We start from the raw sequence: 17446 nt of genomic DNA on the forward strand, positions 1-17446 counted from the left end.
TTCTAAATTTCTATATCCTTTACACATCTAAACCCTAAGTTTTGAGAACTGTAACGCGCTTTCATACTTCCACGAAATGCATAGCGCATAAAGGCAGCATAATTCATTAAATCTGATGCGCCAATAGTAGCACTTCCACAGAAAAGATTCGGGTTTTTATCGCCATCTTTTCTAGATTCCCCAGTAATAAGGACAGTATTAAAATCTTGAGTCCATTCCCAAACTAGACCGTGCAAATCATAAATTCCGTAATAGTTTTTATACGACTCGCCTATTGGGTTATTAAACGTTCTTGGAGTTTCATACCAGCTTAAAATGTATTGGTTGTACGATTCTATTCTCCTTGCATCGGCTACTTTTTCATTTGCCATTGCTGCAAATTCCCATTCATCAATTTTTGGCAATCGTTTGCCTTGACATTCGCAGTATTTTTTAGCTGCAAACCAAGAAACGTTTGTTGCTGGTGCATTGGGTAAACCAGTGTATGTTGTGTCGTTTTCCCATTTGGTTAAATAGCTCTTGTCTGCAAACAAGCTTATTACATTGCTTTTTTTCCACTTGGGGTTTTCCTTTACAAACTTGAGGTATTCTTCGTTTGTTACTGGGTAGACATCCATCATAAACGGATCCACTTTTACAGTTTGTCCAGCGGCACCGTATAAGGGTAAATAAACACCCCCCTTTACTAAGGCCATGCTATCGTTTTGGGCAGTTGCCTTAAAAAATAAGATTGAACAGACTAAGAAAAGGGTGGTGCTATATAATTTCATTGTATATAAGTTTATTTTCTATTTCTAACAGCATTAACCATTTCTGGTGTAACATCGGTTTTGTTATTGCCCCAGCTGTTGTAAACGTAGGTAAGTACGTTAGCTACGTCTTCGTCACTAAGCGCTTGAGCAGTCATTACACTGTTGTATTTTTTACCGTTTACTGTAATTTCACCTGATTTTCCGTGTAATACAATATCAATGGCACGATCTACATCGGCATTTAAGTAATCAGCATTCGCAAGAGGAGGGAAGGCACCTTCAATTCCTTGTCCGTTACCTTGGTGACAAGCAACACAAGTTGCCATATATTTGTCTTTTCCAAATTTCATTTTTTCCTCAAAGCTTAATGCTTTAATTTCTTCTTTCGGTTTACTGCTTCCAGAAGTTGGCATAGACTGAATTACACTACCTTCAGGTTGGTAAATACCCTCGTAGATTTCGCCTGCAAAAACTTTTTCGTTTTCTTCTCCTTGTACGTTTAGTACAGCAAGAGCTCCTTTGTTGAATGCTCTAAAAATAGAGTGGTCTACAAGGATAAATGAACCGGGAACATCTACACGAAATTCTACGATAGCAGCTCCTCCCGCTGGGATTAATGTAGTTTGAACGTTGTCATTTACTAAATCTCCTCCTTCAACATAAACTTTGTCGAAAATTTCACCAATTACGTGAAAAGAAGAAACTAAGTTAGGCCCTCCATTACCCACAAAAAGTCGAACTGTTTCGCCTACATTAGCGGTAAGTGCGTTATCACCGGTCATGGCGCCCACGTGGCCGTTAAATACTACGTAATCTGCGTTTTCATCAATTGCTTTTTGCATATCGAATGCTTGAAGCCCACGTTCACCATATTTTCCTTCGGTGTAGAAGTCACCTTGCATAATGTAGTATTCCTTATCAACTGGCGGTAAACCACCTTCAGGTTCTACAAGAATAAGGCCGTACATTCCATTAGCAATATGCATTCCTACTGGTGCAGTTGCACAATGGTAAACATATAAACCTGGATTAAGTGTTTTAAATGAGAATACTTTTTCGTGACCAGGGGCTACAAATGAAGACTCCGCACCACCTCCAGGTCCGTTTACTGCGTGAAGGTCGATATTGTGTGGCAATTTATTATCTGGGTGGTTCTTTAATCTAAATTCAATTTCGTCACCAACGCGTGTTCTAATAAAGCTACCTGGAACAGTTCCTCCAAATGTCCAATAAATATATTTAACTCCACTAACCATTTCGCCTTCTCGTTCTTGTATTTCGAGATCTACGATTAATTTTTTAGCTAGTCGATTTCCAACAGGAGTTGGTACAAAAGGTGGATCGGTAAGTTCTGCAACCATTTCTTGATTCACCGGTATGTCAACGGCATTCTCATAGGTTTTGTCAGATTGTGTATTAACACAAGAAGTTAGCAATGCCATCGCTCCAATTGTCAATGCAACATTTTTTAATGATGTTTGTTTAATTTTGAATTTCATAAGTCGAATTTTATAGGTTGGTTTTAATATAATAATTATTTATTTGTGGTTTTATTTTCACTCCAGGTAAACAATACGGGGTCTATACTTATCATGATCCAAGCCCAATTGTTACTGTTACCGTCATAATTGTTTTTTACACTTTCAATACCTTCAGATGTGAAGTAATGTGAATATCCTGCTTTTACTCCAACAAATTGAGTGATTGAATACGAAGTTACTAAATCTAATTCGAACCCTAAATCTTTAGAAAGGTCGGAATCTATTTTTGAAGCAGCAAAGAATTTATGAAAATTTACGATAACATTTGATTTGGTGTTAAATGCATACGATACTTTTCCGTGTAAATCTAACAATCCAACATCATCAATATGATTGCCAACGTAGAAGTAATCCATAAATCCGTTAAATTTATGATTAGTACCATAAAGTGGATTAAAAGCATTGTTTTTTCCGTCTTTAGGAGCGCCATATTCATTTCCACTAATTAACTCACCACCCAAACCTAAATTGAGGTTTTTTGTAGGTTTAAATGCTGCTTCAAGTGAAATTAAGTAAGCTTCTAAAGAATTATTTGCAATATCTTTTCCGAATTGATAGTAAAGATTTGAGCTGAACTTAAATTTATTTAATGCCCCATCAATATGTACTCCAGCCGTTTGACTATATCGCGTCTCGTTCTTTGATTCGTCGATTTCATCAATATATTGTAGTCCATTATTTAGGAATAAGAAGCTAGCACTTACTTTATTTATGTTTTTATGCAACCATACATACTGTAAGCTTTTGTAGGTTTTTTTTGTTAAAGTATTTCCAGTTAACGCTTCTCTATCTTGATTATAGGCGGCACCAAAATGAATTTTCGTATTGTTCGGTTCAAACTTTAAAATTGCGGCGTCGTGACTTCTACCTTGTTGCGCCCAATCGACATTTCCAAATAAACGTTGATCGTCATAAACAATTTCTTGTCGACCTAGTTTAAGTGAAAGATTCTGAACTAATAAAACATTTGCCCAAGCTTGATGTAGGGAAACGCCGTTTTCATCGGCTACATTAAGTTGGGGAACATCGCCCCAAACACGCACATCTTGCGGGCTTAAATAAAAATGTAACTTTTCAGTTTTATAACTAAAGTTAAGTCTTGTACGCTGCGAAACGAACGTTGCAGGATCTATGTTGTTAGGGAAAAGCGTTTTGTAACCGTGCCTGTATTCAAACCGAGGCCTTAATGAAGCATCAATAGTAAATTGTGCGAAAACAGGTTCAAGAAAAAACAGGAGGAGAAGAGGTAAAAGAGACTTTAATTTGCTCATAATTTTTTGTGGTTAAAACCGTAGAACAAAGGTCGTTTCTAGCTTTGAGAAAACAAAACAAATTAGTCTTTTATTTTTATTTTTTTTAGCTCCAGTTTAGAATAATTACGCTATTTATTCTTTTTGTAAATCTTGCACGCATTATTTTCTAAAGGGTAGAAAATTAAATATGAAATAAACGCAAAGCAGTTTTAATACTAAACAGAACAATTTCAAGTTGTAACGGAAATGCAAGCGTAAAACTTAGCTAAAACTTGAAAATAAAAAAGACCACCAAATGGCAGTCTTTTTTACTATTTCTTATAGAGCTTATTTTATCTCGAGTAATTCGAGTTCAAATGTCAAATCTTGTCCTGCTAATGGGTGATTAGCATCTACAATAATGAAATCTTCTTTTACATCTGCTACGCGCATCTGGCGTTCAGAACCATCAGGATTTTTAGACACAAGTCCCATTCCTACTTCTGGTTTAATTTCTGGTGGAAGGTTTTCATTAGGTACTTTTTGAAAAAGTTCTTTTTGGACTTCTCCGTAAGCTTCCTCTTTTGGAATGGTAATAGTTTTCTTTTCACTCACCTTCATATCTACCAATCCTTTTTCGAAACCGGGAATTAAACGACCTTCGCCCAGCTTAACTTCCAAAGGCTCACGCTCTAAGGAACTGTCGAATATTTGCCCGTCTCCTAATTTTCCGGTGTAATGAAGTTTTACGGTTTCATTTCCTGTTACTTGATTCATACTGTTTTGTTTTTCAATTATTTAATCAATAGGCGCAAAACTATAGGTTTGAATGACCAATTCCACAGAATTTGATAGATAATATAGATTTTAGGTCATAAAATTTGGTTAAAAAACAAAATGACGTAATCTTATAGTGCCTCGTTTAAACAAAACTAAATGGTTTGGTGATTGAGTGTAAACCTTTAAATCGAAAGCTAGAATTTCTTTTTCTTTGGAAGCAATATATTTTAGCCTAGATTAGGTGATGTTCATAAAGTGATATTATTTTAAGGTTATCTAATAAATAAAATAGTTAATTCGTAAGTTGGAAGTTGCTTTCGTTGCATTGCATAAAGAAATAAATTGCATTGACGTGGCTATGTTATATAAAAAGAAACAAACAATTGGTTATTAATCAGTGTTGCCTGGCTAAAATTCTATAATCACGTATAGACCAAGTCAATAAAGACTTTCGGAGGGTTTTTTAAATATGACCTTCATTTTCATTTTTGTTCAGTATCAGAACCGAAATTTTTCAATCTTTTCAATCTTTAAATGTTAAAAAATACATTTTCCGTGTTTTACAATATAGTCTTGGCTCCCGCCTCCAAGACGGGCAGACTTGGTTCTTGTAGCGACAGCGGTCCGCCCGAACGTGCTTTTCTTGCCCAAATGAATATGATAAGGCGGGCGGGTCTTGTTTCTTTTCTCGGACAATTGGTTATTAATAATTAGTCACTACTTTTATATACTAACGTAGGACCACTTAAAATTGTGAATATCTATTCTCAACTTTCAATTTCGTTTCTATTATAAGTCCTATTTTCGCTTTTCTAAAAAATATTACTATGAGCGTAACTTGGTATGAATGTAAGGTGAAATACAAAAAAACACACGAGACAGGAGAACAAAAAGTAACTACAGATACCTATTTGTTAGATGCGGTTTCTTATACCGAAGCTGAATCCAGAATTACAGAAGAGATGAAAGCTTACACAGAGGAAGATTTTAGAATAATGAATATAAAGGTGGCTAACTTTTCAGAAGTTCATCCGTTTGAAAATTCCGATCGTTGGTTTAAATCTAAGGTATCTCTGGTAGCACTCGACGAAGAGAGCGGTAAGGAGAAAAAGACTAATATATACTTGTTAGTTCAAGCCAACGACGTAAAGGAAGCTTATGAAAACAGTACTAAAGCGATGGCTGATACCATGGGCGATTTTACAATACCGTCAATTACCGAATCTCCAATTTTAGATGTATTCCCATATTTTACTGGAGAAGAAGAACAACTTGAAAAATTTAATGTCATAGAAACGGCTGAACTTGTAGAACAAGAAGATTAAATTAGAAGTACTATCGTGATTTCAATATAATTTTATAAAAGTTAACGATTTAAAGCATCTCTAATAAAGAGGTGCTTTTTAATTAATGAGTGTGCAATCAAAAGTTGCTACTGTTGTTCATTTTTCTATATTTGTGATAATATTAAGTAATTTGAATAAGTTAAAATTTAATTCAAATTTTCTTGCTTAATTAATTTCAGTTAGACACTACTGATATAACAAAGTTTCCTTATGATAAACAATTTTGATGAACTTTCTAAAGTCAATAGATTCAACGTTTGGTCTGATGCTGAAAAAGCTTCTATATATGTTGCACGAACTATAGCGGAACTTATCGTTCAGCAACAACATTTGGGTAAGCCTGCGGTATTAGGGTTGGCTACTGGCAATACTCCTAAAAAGGTGTATCAAGAATTAGTTAGACTACACCAAAATGAAGGCTTGAGCTTTCATAATGTAATTAGCTTTAACCTAGATGAGTATTACCCAATTCATCCAGAAAGCTTCCAGAGCTATACATATTTTATGAAACATCATTTGTTTAATCATATTGATATAGACGAATCGAATATTCATATTCCTCATACAGATCTTTCACCTGATCGTATTTTGCAATATTGCAACGATTATGAAACGAAAATAAAAAATTATGGCGGCTTAGATTTGCAGTTATTGGGTATTGGCAGAAACGGACATATTGGGTTTAACGAACCTGGTTCTAAGTTCGATTCTACCACTCGTTTGGTGAACTTACATTCGCTAACAAGACTTGATGCCGAAGCGGATTTTGGAACTATGGAAATGGTTCCTCATCAAGCAATAAGCATTGGAATTCATACAATTACACAAGCAAAGAAAATACTTTTACTGGCCTTAGGAGAGCGAAAATCAGAAATTATCAACAAAGCACTTAAAGGCGATGTATCTACCGATGTTCCTGCTTCTATATTGCAAACAATTCCACAAGTTGAAATTGTTTTAGATGCGGAGGCTGCGTCATTAATTCAAGAATAGTTAATTGGGCTTTCATTTAGTGTTAATTATTCTTTAAACGGCTTTAGTAAAAAACGGGTCTTTTTTAGCCATTCCTCTCAAACCATATTTCATTTTTAGATTAATCTTTCAGCATTAAGTGGTCCAAATCTCCTACAAAATTGTGTTTGTTCGGATTTCAACCTTTCAACAATTAGCGGTTAATAAATAGGTATAAAATGATTCTCGTTATCTTAAAAAGGCTTCACTGATTTAGTAGATTTGAAAAATAACTGAAAATGTAATCGCAATGGTTAGTCTGGTAGAAGATAAAATAAAAACAATAATGGAAGACGAACTGTTTACCCATTCTGAAATAGAAGAAGCAAAACGGTTTTATGGCGAAGGCGAGCACACCATCCTATCGCAAGGGAAAGAAAAGATAACGGTACTTGTAGCAAACGGGGAAGAGCATACGGTACAGATAGCAGTGAACGGAGAAGAAGAACTCTTCCAAAAGACCAACGATAGACTTACCGAATGGGATGTATATGGCCTTACCGCCCTGTTCGTTATAGCCAATAAATGTAAGGACGAAACCCTTTCCGAAGGCATCAAATATACCCGGGAAGGCATGATAAAGCGGGTAATTGAGGAACGTTATGATAGAGCCAAAAAAGCTGATTATAAGGTAGTTTTGGCCAATAACCTGCACGGCGAGCACATTTTAACCAACGAAAAAGGAAAATCCTATAGGATTACCCTTCGCGATTTTGAGAATAAGACCGGTTATATCAACAATATCGATTGGCGCACAAACAAGCTCGGCACTACCAAGCATATAATGTACCTGTTCAACTATTTGGAAAACAATCCTTCGAAAACTAGAAAAATGGATAAAAAATATCCATTTATAGAAATTTTTACCGATCCGTTGAACGATTATAGAATTACGTGGTATTATCCGGAAACCCTACGAACGGAGGAAAGGAAATTACTGACCTCGTATTTTGGTAACAAAAACCATATCGGCGATTCACAGATTGCCGGTTTCTTTTCTTTCGTACATAAATCGAGGGACCTGGAGCGCATTAAGATTCGCCAAGAGGTGTTTGAAAAAGTAGAAGCTTATTTTGAGAAGAACGAGTTGGAGCAGAAGAAGCAAAACACAACATTGGACTTTTCGTCTATACGGGCAACCTTGTACCCCTACCAAAAAGAAGGTGTTGAATTTGCCGCCTTTAAAGAAGGTGTTATAATCGCTGATGAAATGGGACTGGGGAAAACCCTTCAAGCCATTGCGACCGCGGTCCTCAAAAAGGAGATATTTGATTTTGGAAAGACCTTGGTAATTTGCCCAGCTTCGGTAAAAAGCCAATGGAAGAACGAGGTTTTGAAGTTTACCAATGAGCAGGCCATTGTGGTTGAAGGCCTCCCCGAAGAACGCAACCAAATGTACCTTAACGATCCTTCTTTTTTCCATATAATCAACTATGAAACCGTATTGCGGGATCTGCCCGTTATAAACAAAGTTGGATACGATTTCATCATACTCGATGAAGCCCAGAAGATTAAGAATTATGAGACCAAAACCGCCAACGCCGTAAAAGCCATACATAAAAAACACGCCTTGGTAATTACAGGTACTCCATTGGAGAACAAGTTGTTGGACCTCTATTCCATAGTTCAGTTTTTGGATCCTTATTACCTGGCGCCGCAATGGGAGTTTTCATACCAGCATTGTGTTTTCGATACCAATTCAAAGAATAAGATTCGGGGATATTATAATTTGCAAGAATTAAAAGCCCGGTTGGAACCAATACTTATCCGTAGGGAAAAGCGGGATGTGTTTGAGCAGTTGCCCAATGTAATCCAAAAAAATGTGTTTGTTTCATTGTCTGATGAACAGGCTGGATTGCATGCCAGTTTTGCGAGGGGAATAGCGTCCATTCTAGGCAAGAAGTTTAAAACCACCTACGACTGGCAAAAATTAATGCACTTACTGACCAATATGCGCATGGTATGCAATTCTACCTATCTTATTGACAAGGAAACACATATTTCGCCAAAGCTGGTGGAACTCCGTGAAATTCTGTTAGAAAACTTGGATGTAAAGAATAACAAAAGAAAGATAATTATTTTTTCGGAATGGGTAACCATGTTGAATCTTATTGGGGAAATGCTTAAAAAGGAAGGTATTACCTACACAATATTAACCGGAAAAGTACCCGTAAAGAAGCGCGGTGCATTAATAAAGGAATTTGAGGATAACCCAGATTGCAGTATTTTTCTGTCCAGCGAGTCGGGTGGAACCGGACTCAACTTGCAGGTTGCCGATACCGTGATTAATTTTGAACTCCCTTGGAATCCAGCAAAGAAAAACCAGCGCATTGGCCGTATTGACCGGATTGGCCAAAAGAAGCAAACATTACACGTGTTTAACCTGCTCTCTTATGATTCCATTGAAATGAAGATTGCTACTGGCCTCGTGTTAAAACAGAATCTGTTTGAAGGCGTACTGAATTCGGAAAGCCTAACTGATAATGTGGATTTTTCAGATAAAGGTAAATCTCAGTTTATTCAGCAATTGGAAGAAGTATTAGGAAAAGATGATGAATTAAGTCCAAAAGGCAAGGATGCGTCAAACTTCGAGTTTCAAGAGGAAGACACCCTTTTGGAACTGACCACCGAACCCGTCCAAACAAACTTGTTTGAGGATAATGAACTTAACAAAAAAGTAAGGAATCCGAAAAGCCAAAATTTCCAAACCACAGCTGCCAAAAATGAAAACAACGGAAAAAACATAACCGATTTGGAGCAAATGGAAGCGGTAATGACCAAGGGCATGGAGTTTTTAACCGGTATCTATAAGATGGGCACCGGAAAGGACATCGCAGCTGCGGGAAAGCCGAAGGTAAGTGTGAACAAAGAATCGGGAGAGGTTTCAATTACCTTTAAAATGGAACTGTAAACCTCTTAAAACACTAATAATGCAATTATGAAGGATATTAAAACTTCCAACTATATCCAACGAAAACTGCGGGAACTTTAGGGAAATCAATTTCAGCTTTAACAATTAGTGGTTCCAAGACGGTTTTATTCAGCCTAAAAACTAAACCCCTTAGTCATTACTACACAATCATAATAGGCAACGTTGTTATTCATTGTTATTCATTCAGAGCGCAAAGCCCTGCTGTTTGGTCTGATTTCGCTTACTTTCCAATTTAAATTCCCCTATTTTTGTGCTATTGAATTTCCTCAACCAAAACATTACGGTCGAAATAGAAAAAACATAAATTTAATTGTGTAGGTTAGGGGTTTATCAGGGCCTTTTTGTAAGCTCTATTCGAAATAAAACGTAAATAATGAAATTTGTCGGTAGCCAATTAGCATATTATTTGAGCGACAGGGATTTTAAAAGAAACTCTAAGGTTCTATTAAAATATTTGGTCCTTCTTGTAATCGTCATTGTAATTTTTTCTGTTCTTTTCCATTTTATTATGGAGATTGAAGGGCAGAACCACTCGTGGATTACTGGCTTTTATTGGACGCTTACCGTAATGAGCACTCTGGGTTTCGGCGATATAACCTTTGAATCTGACTTGGGGCGTTTTTTCAGTATTGTGGTATTGCTTTCAGGTATATTCATGCTATTGATTTTTTTGCCTTTTGCTTTTATTAGGCATTTTTATGTACCGCTGTTGGAATCGAAAAAGAAAAACAGGGTTCCCCGAAGTGTTCCGCAAAAAACAAAAGACCATATACTTATATGTTCCTATGATGTCATCGCGAGGGATTTTACAGAGCGGTTAAAACAGGACAACGCACCGTATTATATTATCGAGAAAGATCCAGAAAAAGCCCTTAAGCTTTATGACGCCGAGGTTCCTGTGCTATTGGGAGAATTGGACATGGAAGAAACCTTTCTACATGCCAATATCAAGGAGGCAAAATTGGTACTCGTAAACAGGGATGATATTTTGAATACGAAAATCATCCTTATTATCCGAAACCTTGCTCCCCATATTACCATTGTTGCCCTGGCCACGGATGATGAGTCGGTAGATGTGCAGCAACTCAGTGGGGCCGATCACGTACTTCCTATAAAAAGGTGGCTCGGTGAACAACTGGCAAATAGGGTGAACGCACAACACGCAAAATCGCAGCCCATTGGGCAATACGAAAATCTTTTGATTGCCGAATTGACTATTCAGCATACCACTTTGGTTTCTAAAACGATAAGGGAAACGAAATTAAGGCAAAAATATGGAGTAAGTATTGTTGGAATTTGGGAACGTGGAATATTAAAGCCTATAACCGGAAATGAGAAATTATCGCACGACAGCGTATTGGTTATCATCGGAAAAGAAGAACAACTGTTGAGCGTTGACGAGGTGTTTTATGATTACAAACCCAACCCCAATCCCGTATTGGTTATTGGTGGTGGGAAGGTGGGTTTGGCAGCAGCGCAATCCTTGCATAAAAATGGAGTTTCTGCCAACTTAATCGATAAAGAGCCGGCGTTATGCAAAAAAGCAAGTCCCTATTGTAACGAGGTATTTGCTGGATTGGCTTCCGATTATGAATTATTGAAGGAAGCTGGGATTATGGATGCTCCATCCGTACTACTTTCTACCCACGATGATGCTATGAACATCCACCTTGCGTCCTACTGTCGAAAGCTCAATAAAGAGGTGCGCATAGTGAGCCGGATAACAAAAGCCAGGAATATTGATATTATCCATAGGGCAGGAGCCAATTTTGTGTTGAGCTATGCCACCTTGGGTTCCGAAGCGGTTTTATCAATCTCAAAAGGGCAGGAGCTTAATATACTTGGCGAGGGCATTAAATTGTTTAGTGTTGCAATGCCGCAATCGTTGGCGGGGAAATCATTGGCTGAATCGGGTATAGGTGCCAAAACCGGTCTTTCGGTTATAGCTATAAAAGAGAATTCTGAGGTGGAAACACTACTATCGGCAAATACGATTCTTCCGCAAGGAGCCGAGATAATCATGCTCGGAAACATTGAGATGCGGGATAAATTCAATGAGTTGTTTGTTACTGAAAATTAATGTTGCCGGCTTTTTTGATATTGCTTTTATTCTTAACGTATATATTGTTGCTTCCCAATAGGATTCTTGTTTATGCCAACTCTTTATATCTGTCCATAGGCAGTGCTTTTTCAAGTAGAACCTTTATTTCGTCATTGTTTAATGGTTCGGCGTCGATTGTATATTCATCCAGTAGTTGCCATTTTTGAGGCATAATCGTTTTAAGGTCGTCGTTGGTAATCAATATAAGTCTGTCGTCATTTAGATTGATTGCCAAATAATCATATTTAGTAATGATCTGTCTTTTATCAAGCCATAACGTGTTGACCGTTTTAGGTCCAGTTGGTGTGTCTATCTGCATATAATTGCCAGCCGGTCTTGGTATGTCATACTGAATATGTCTTATGGCCAGTTCCAACTGTTCTGTAGCATCATCTTCAAAAGATTCTATTTTGGAAATTAGATCTTTACCGATATATACTTGCCTATGCGGACCAAAGATTTCCAGCTCATTTACGTTGAGTGCCAATATCTTGGTCGTATTGTAATCAAATTCCATCATGGATGCCGTTTTTGATAGATCTATTATTTCTGGCGGTTTCAGGTGGTTATCGTCTTCATCCTGAAACGAGCATCCAAATTCTTCCCAAAGGGCTTCTGCCGCCCAGTTGGCCAATTGATAATCGTGATGGTTAGATAGGACCGTAGTGCGTATTTCAATTTTATCACCTTCATCGGTTACATCTATCCCGCGGGTCGATTCGTTTTCCAGCCATAAGTAAATGGTGTTTTCTCCCCGCTTTTCATGGTTCACCCCATCCCATTTGGAAACATTCCTTAGAAAAATATTTGTATCGAACATCTTTTTTGGGATGGCATAATATAGTTTACTCATCGGTATTTTTGTTTAAGTATAATTATTTTCCTTAACTATCGTCTTGTCCAATATAACGTTGTTGTTTAAAAATTTGGGAAATAACGGATTGTTTTGTTTTCAAACAGCTAAAAACGGTTTTCCAGCTCGCTATTTTCTTATGGTTTAGGACTGAGCACGATATGCCGATGTAAGCCAAAGAAAATAGATTAACCCTAGGGTTTTTGCCATAGTGGCTATAAACCAGAGACGAAAGATATAAGCTTGCTTTTTTATAATGAACGTCTGGTGTTTATTCTATTGCCCGTTGGACGGCCTCTATAAATTTGTACCTGTCCCGTACGAGCTTTTTGGAACTGGCTTTGGGCCAAGCAGCTATTTGTGCAATTACAAGATTTTTGCTAGGATCTATATAAATCATCTGGCCGAAGATACCAACTGCTGCGTAACTTCCATCCTTAGAACGCCACCACAAATAACCGTAACCGCCTCCTTGTTCGTTGACTTCATATAAAATTGAGGTTGCATTTTTTAGCCATTCTTTCGAAATAATGTTATTAACGTTAGATTGGTTTTCGCGTAACATTAGAGTGCCTAAACGAGCAAAATCTCTTAGACTCGCCGAAAGGCCACTCCCGCCAATATTTAGGTTACTGCATTCGTCGGCCAACCAATAGGCGCAATTTTCCATTCCAAAGGGTTTCCATATTTTTTCTGAAAGGTATTCCGCTAGGCTCTTACCTGTAGCTTTCTGTATTAATATTCCGACCAAATCTGTTTCTCCGGTACTGTAGTTCCAAGTAGTTCCAGGTTCGTGAGTAAATTTAAGTGGCTTCATATACGTTAAAATATGAGATTCAGTATTTTCGCACGGACTTAGATACATTTGTGCAACATCAGAATTGTGATCTACATAATCTTCATTCCATTCAATACCGGAGGTCATGGTTAATAACTGTCGTACTGTAACTTCGCCGTAATCATATCCATTTAATTCAGAAATATATTTTTTTAGAGGATCATCTAAACTTTCAATATCGCCGTCCTTCAACGCAACACCTACTAACATTGAGGAAACTGATTTAGCCACAGAAAATGAAGTCCAAAGTGTTTCTTTATCAACTCCTTCAGCATATTCTTCCAGCTTTATTCTATTGTCTTTTAAAACAATTATGCCTTTAACGCGATTATCGTTTATATAAGAAGCTAAAGTAGTTTCGTCTTCCCACTTTGGAGTGATGTTTTTACTTTCTTCGAATGAAACGATTTGACTTCCTGTTGAAACTAAAATGCTAGGAAAAATATCTTGCATAATAGGAAATCGGCGTTCTTTTTCTTCCTGAGACCAAAAGAGGAGACTTTCAAGCTTCTGTCCCATTGTTTCCCCGGGAATATCTGCTATTTCCTTCTTTACATCTTCAGTTTCTATTCTTTGACAATCTTGAGCAGTTAGTGTCAATGTTCCCAGAATGAATAGCATTATGAGAAATAGGTGGTTTTTAATAATCATGCAGTTTGTGAGGTTTATAATAATTGGAAAGGAATTGCGTGAATTTCAATGTACAATACTTGGTGCTACTTCCCGATGCAAAATGTAATGTATGTCTGATTATCAGTTAATTAGCTATCAATAGATACAAATAAGCAACAAGAAGTGTTGAATTATAGCTAATTAAAGACTAAAGATAAGAAAATCGGGAGGTGTAAAGATAAAAAAACCGCCCCCAAATGAGGACGGTTTTCCAAGAAAACGTCAATCGCTTTTACGCAACTGTTACAGAACCTAAATAAGCGTTATTGGACACTTTAGAACCATCTTCGGAAATAAACCCTAAGAACACCTCCACATCTTCGCCGGTATATTCAGGTGGTACTGAAATACTTTCTGTTCCGGCTGACCTTGTTGGTCCAGCGGTGGTAAATACTACTTCTCCTCTTGTCCCGTTATAGAGCAAAATCAAAGTTTTGTCTGTTACCATTGCACTTCCACTGCCTGAATTGTCAGTCCAGTTAATGTCAACCGTTGATGCGACTGTGGAAGCCGCGGCACCGCCAACTACTCCGGTTAGATTACCACGGGTTACCAAAGCGTTTCCATAGTCAATGGAATAGTTAGGATAGGATCCTGTTACTCCATTGTACAAGTTGTAAGACATTGCAGCATTGAATTGGGTCATCTTGTTTGCATACAATTTGAAACCAACCCGTAGGAAGTCTGTCATAGGTTGCAGGAAACGAAGCACGGTTGAAAACTTTGAGCGCTGGTCAACTTGTCCTTCGGTTTTGGGGTTCGCTACGCTGGAAGGTTTGATTCGTAGGTAATCGATGCCCTTCCAGGTCCCACCGATTACATTCCCGATTTTTCCGGATACACCGCCGAGAATACCTTGATTGATGATTGCCATAATTTATATGTATTTATGGGTTAAACAAATGTTCGGACTTGGCACGGACTTGACTCGGCTTTTGCCCTTTCATTCAAAATTACTTCAATATATATGCTATGATTCGGGCAAGGGAATTGTTGCTTCTATTTGCTTTTGTTTGCCTTGTGGAATTTGATTTTTTGTCAGGTACCGGGTTCAGGATGTGAATGATTGGCTAAATAGTTTCTACAAGATAATCTGTCTCCCGGAAGTCAATCCCTTATTGTGGATAAAAAAAAGGGGGTTGGAATAAGTGTCAACCGGCCGATGAGGTCTGATTTGAAACGTTTTCCTACAGTGAGCTATTAAAACCTTGCCTTCCGCGATTGCTCACTTCAATATTAATTTTCAAAGATGTTCGCAAATTCAACAGCCATCCATTTCCCATATTTTTTTTCAAAAGAGAAAAGAAAAAAGGAAAAAAAATAAAAGAGAAAGCTTTTAATAAGGCGGGTCTGGGAGGGTTGTCAAGGTTTTTGGAAAAAATACTACCCGGAGGGTGGAGATTTTTTGCAAAACCCGTAGGGCTTGACCTTTACAATCCTTTTGTGCGGCTTGCTGGTGCGGACCCGCCTATCTTCGCTTTTCTCTTTTAATTTTCACTTGAAAAAACATTGCACTAATTTTCTTTGAAAATCGGGTTAATGTCGCAGTTCATTTGCTTTTAATTGTGCGATTAACTCTTTTTTGTTGTAATACCGTCTGTTGCCCAAACCGTAACATTTAATTTTTCCTTTGTTAGTCCATTGCCAAAGGGTTGAGGAATTGATTTTTAGAAAATCAGCTGCTTCTGTTCTGGTCAGAAAGACGTCCACTTGGCCGGAATGTAAATCATCTAAATAATGTTTGATTTTTTGCAGCAATTTTTCTGCTACAATATCTGTTAACTCGTCAACGTATACTTCTGTAATTTCGATTGTTCGCGCTACCATTTCTTCTGAATTAAGGTTTCTTAAATGTAAATTTTCCTGTTACGAGAAAAAAAAGAACTCCCTAAAAAGGGAGCTCTGACAATGAAAGCTCTAGCCAAAAGAGCCGAACGGTATAATCTACAACACCGCAACGAACCACGCCCGCAAAGAAAGGACGACCTGACAACCGAACGCCCGCCAACAACCAACGGCTGCCACAACGGACTGAAAACAATGATTTGTACATAAATGAAAGATTTAAATTAAACAAAATGCCGCACCACAGGATCGGTGCGATTGACGCAAGGGCTGTGGACAAAAAATACTACCCGATAGGGTGGAGATTTTTTTTCCAACAGGCGAAGCGAACCCTTGCGGCTCTCGCATCCGCACGCCTGTACCTTTGCTTTTTGTTTGAGTTAATTCTTCTTCCGAAATTCTATTCGGTGGATTAATTGAAGTATTTTAATCCTAAAGAGTTAAGATATTTGTGCCATTATAAAACACATAAAAACGATGAAGGCCACTATCAATATTTTGACCTATAACGGACTGTCGGTATCAGTTTTATAAACACCTTCTTCATCCTTTGGGAAAAGTAAATAGTAGAAATCTTCAAATAGACTTTTCATCGGTTACTAAATTACTAAAAATATGGAAACGTAAATGTGCGCAAACGCAGGTAAACTAGCGTAGCTATAGTGGAAGCACGCAATGGAGAGTAATGGAATGGAGTGCTGGAACTATAAAGCGAGCCGCCTGCGAGCGGAGCAAGGGTGGTGGCTGCAGAAGCCCGAGGAAGGAGGGCGGCAGACGCCTACCGTTTACGGCAGGGCTGGCGCGATTTTTTGCTTCAGCGGCGGAAAAGGCAAGTGTGGCGTTTGAACGAAACGAAGCGGTGCCGGAGCCGTAATGGAGCAATGCCTAAAGAGTTACAATTTTGATGAGTGTTTTGTTTCGTTTATTAAGTTAAAAGTTAATTGAAGTAGACATTGGGGCATTGCGAAATGGAGGTACGAAGGCTCGCGCAGTGTAGTGAAATAGCCACTCTTGTGTGCGTTGCTGAAAGTGGGTGATTGTAGAGAGAGAGGCACGAACGAACGAAAAGAACCTACTGAAAGCAAATGGCGGATTGCAAAAAACGTGACAGCCCGATCAGCCCGCAGCGACCCGCAGGCTCGCACAATTAACAAGTGGCGGCAGACCCCCAATTAAAAAAGTGGTGAGCGGAGCGAACACCTTATCGGGGTTTGGGGGGATGGAGTAGCCACGGGTGAGGAAGGAGAGTAGCGTGTGAAGCAAAACAAGTGAACGGCAGGTGGCGAGCACCCACTGGAGCGCAAGGCACCTGGTAAGTGAACGGTATATGCAAGGGCGACCGCAGGGAGTTCATTTTACCCTTGCAGATATGTTTTTGCGGAACAAAGCGGAACGACTGACGAACACCGCTTTACCTGCGTTGGGATGTGCGTGGGGAAAAGCAAGGGTGCGACTGATTGAGGTGGAGAGTAACGGAACCGATTGAAGGAGTACTCTTGCTGCGCGTTGCTGGAAGTGGGTGATTGTAGAGAGTGAGGCACGA

13 protein-coding genes are annotated in these 17446 nt (G+C 38.3%); 4 read left to right on the forward strand and 9 right to left on the reverse strand.

Annotation, left to right across the window (positions count from 1 at the left end; all coding sequences use genetic code 11):
* Positions 1–2: 2 nt before the first annotated feature.
* The 4 genes from BLW28_RS07550 to BLW28_RS07565 all read right to left on the reverse strand — a co-directional run bounded on the left by BLW28_RS07550 (position 3) and on the right by BLW28_RS07565 (position 4302).
* Positions 3–770, reverse strand: a complete 768-nt coding sequence (locus tag BLW28_RS07550) for a formylglycine-generating enzyme family protein (RefSeq protein ID WP_073217578.1) — start codon at positions 768–770, stop codon at positions 3–5.
* Between the two features lie 11 nt (positions 771–781).
* Positions 782–2251 (reverse strand): copper-containing nitrite reductase, encoded by a 1470-nt coding sequence (nirK, locus tag BLW28_RS07555; RefSeq protein ID WP_073217581.1) that lies wholly within the window; start codon positions 2249–2251, stop codon positions 782–784.
* 35 nt (positions 2252–2286) lie between these two features.
* On the reverse strand, positions 2287–3564 hold the full coding sequence (locus BLW28_RS07560; RefSeq protein ID WP_073217584.1) for an alginate export family protein: 1278 nt from the start codon (positions 3562–3564) through the stop codon (positions 2287–2289).
* Positions 3565–3873: 309 nt separating this feature from the next.
* Positions 3874–4302 carry an FKBP-type peptidyl-prolyl cis-trans isomerase gene (locus BLW28_RS07565; RefSeq protein WP_073217587.1) on the reverse strand — a complete coding sequence of 143 codons (429 nt, stop codon included), beginning with the start codon at positions 4300–4302 and terminating at the stop codon, positions 3874–3876.
* 830 nt (positions 4303–5132) lie between these two features.
* On the opposite strand from BLW28_RS07565, the gene BLW28_RS07575 reads away from it, so the two are divergent.
* From BLW28_RS07575 to BLW28_RS07590, 4 genes are all read left to right on the forward strand, one after another.
* Entirely contained in the window at positions 5133–5630 is a 498-nt protein-coding gene (locus BLW28_RS07575) for a DUF4494 domain-containing protein (RefSeq protein ID WP_073217590.1), read from the forward strand.
* Between the two features lie 231 nt (positions 5631–5861).
* A complete protein-coding gene (nagB, locus tag BLW28_RS07580) occupies positions 5862–6644 on the forward strand; it encodes a glucosamine-6-phosphate deaminase (RefSeq protein WP_073217594.1) in 783 nt (260 codons plus the stop codon).
* A 268-nt stretch (positions 6645–6912) separates the two neighbouring features.
* Positions 6913–9573, forward strand: coding sequence for a DEAD/DEAH box helicase (locus BLW28_RS07585; RefSeq protein ID WP_073217597.1), 2661 nt, complete (start codon positions 6913–6915; stop codon positions 9571–9573).
* Positions 9574–9967: 394 nt separating this feature from the next.
* Complete coding sequence (locus BLW28_RS07590; protein ID WP_073217600.1) at positions 9968–11674, forward strand: potassium channel family protein; 1707 nt, start codon at positions 9968–9970, stop codon at positions 11672–11674.
* A gap of 70 nt (positions 11675–11744) precedes the next feature.
* Here BLW28_RS07590 and BLW28_RS07595 read toward each other — a convergent pair whose 3' ends face one another.
* The 5 genes from BLW28_RS07595 to BLW28_RS15715 form a co-directional block, all read right to left on the reverse strand.
* A complete protein-coding gene (locus BLW28_RS07595) occupies positions 11745–12548 on the reverse strand; it encodes a hypothetical protein (protein ID WP_073217603.1) in 804 nt (267 codons plus the stop codon).
* Positions 12549–12819: 271 nt separating this feature from the next.
* Positions 12820–14007 (reverse strand): serine hydrolase domain-containing protein, encoded by a 1188-nt coding sequence (locus tag BLW28_RS07600; protein ID WP_234946467.1) that lies wholly within the window; start codon positions 14005–14007, stop codon positions 12820–12822.
* Positions 14008–14290: 283 nt separating this feature from the next.
* The gene (locus BLW28_RS07605) at positions 14291–14932 is read right to left on the reverse strand and encodes a DUF6266 family protein (RefSeq protein WP_073217610.1); all 642 of its coding nucleotides are present in this window, start codon (positions 14930–14932) and stop codon (positions 14291–14293) included.
* 662 nt (positions 14933–15594) lie between these two features.
* The gene (locus BLW28_RS07615) at positions 15595–15885 is read right to left on the reverse strand and encodes a helix-turn-helix domain-containing protein (RefSeq protein ID WP_073217615.1); all 291 of its coding nucleotides are present in this window, start codon (positions 15883–15885) and stop codon (positions 15595–15597) included.
* Between the two features lie 61 nt (positions 15886–15946).
* Positions 15947–16111 (reverse strand): hypothetical protein, encoded by a 165-nt coding sequence (locus BLW28_RS15715; protein WP_159431758.1) that lies wholly within the window; start codon positions 16109–16111, stop codon positions 15947–15949.
* Between the last annotated feature and the right edge of the window lie 1335 nt (positions 16112–17446).

It is taken from the genome of Aequorivita viscosa, from assembly GCF_900106795.1.
Lineage (GTDB): Bacteria > Bacteroidota > Bacteroidia > Flavobacteriales > Flavobacteriaceae > Aequorivita > Aequorivita viscosa.

Bases quoted from the DNA above. Each gene is read 5' to 3' on its own strand.
- BLW28_RS07550 (WP_073217578.1), bottom strand. From the start codon at position 770: ATGAAATTATATAGCACCACCCTTTTCTTAGTCTGTTCAATCTTATTT.
- nirK (WP_073217581.1), bottom strand. From the start codon at position 2,251: ATGAAATTCAAAATTAAACAAACATCATTAAAAAATGTTGCATTGACA.
- BLW28_RS07560 (WP_073217584.1), bottom strand. From the start codon at position 3,564: ATGAGCAAATTAAAGTCTCTTTTACCTCTTCTCCTCCTGTTTTTTCTT.
- BLW28_RS07565 (WP_073217587.1), bottom strand. From the start codon at position 4,302: ATGAATCAAGTAACAGGAAATGAAACCGTAAAACTTCATTACACCGGA.
- BLW28_RS07575 (WP_073217590.1), top strand. From the start codon at position 5,133: ATGAGCGTAACTTGGTATGAATGTAAGGTGAAATACAAAAAAACACAC.
- nagB (WP_073217594.1), top strand. From the start codon at position 5,862: ATGATAAACAATTTTGATGAACTTTCTAAAGTCAATAGATTCAACGTT.
- BLW28_RS07585 (WP_073217597.1), top strand. From the start codon at position 6,913: ATGGTTAGTCTGGTAGAAGATAAAATAAAAACAATAATGGAAGACGAA.
- BLW28_RS07590 (WP_073217600.1), top strand. From the start codon at position 9,968: ATGAAATTTGTCGGTAGCCAATTAGCATATTATTTGAGCGACAGGGAT.
- BLW28_RS07595 (WP_073217603.1), bottom strand. From the start codon at position 12,548: ATGAGTAAACTATATTATGCCATCCCAAAAAAGATGTTCGATACAAAT.
- BLW28_RS07600 (WP_234946467.1), bottom strand. From the start codon at position 14,007: ATGCTATTCATTCTGGGAACATTGACACTAACTGCTCAAGATTGTCAA.
- BLW28_RS07605 (WP_073217610.1), bottom strand. From the start codon at position 14,932: ATGGCAATCATCAATCAAGGTATTCTCGGCGGTGTATCCGGAAAAATC.
- BLW28_RS07615 (WP_073217615.1), bottom strand. From the start codon at position 15,885: ATGGTAGCGCGAACAATCGAAATTACAGAAGTATACGTTGACGAGTTA.
- BLW28_RS15715 (WP_159431758.1), bottom strand. From the start codon at position 16,111: ATGTACAAATCATTGTTTTCAGTCCGTTGTGGCAGCCGTTGGTTGTTG.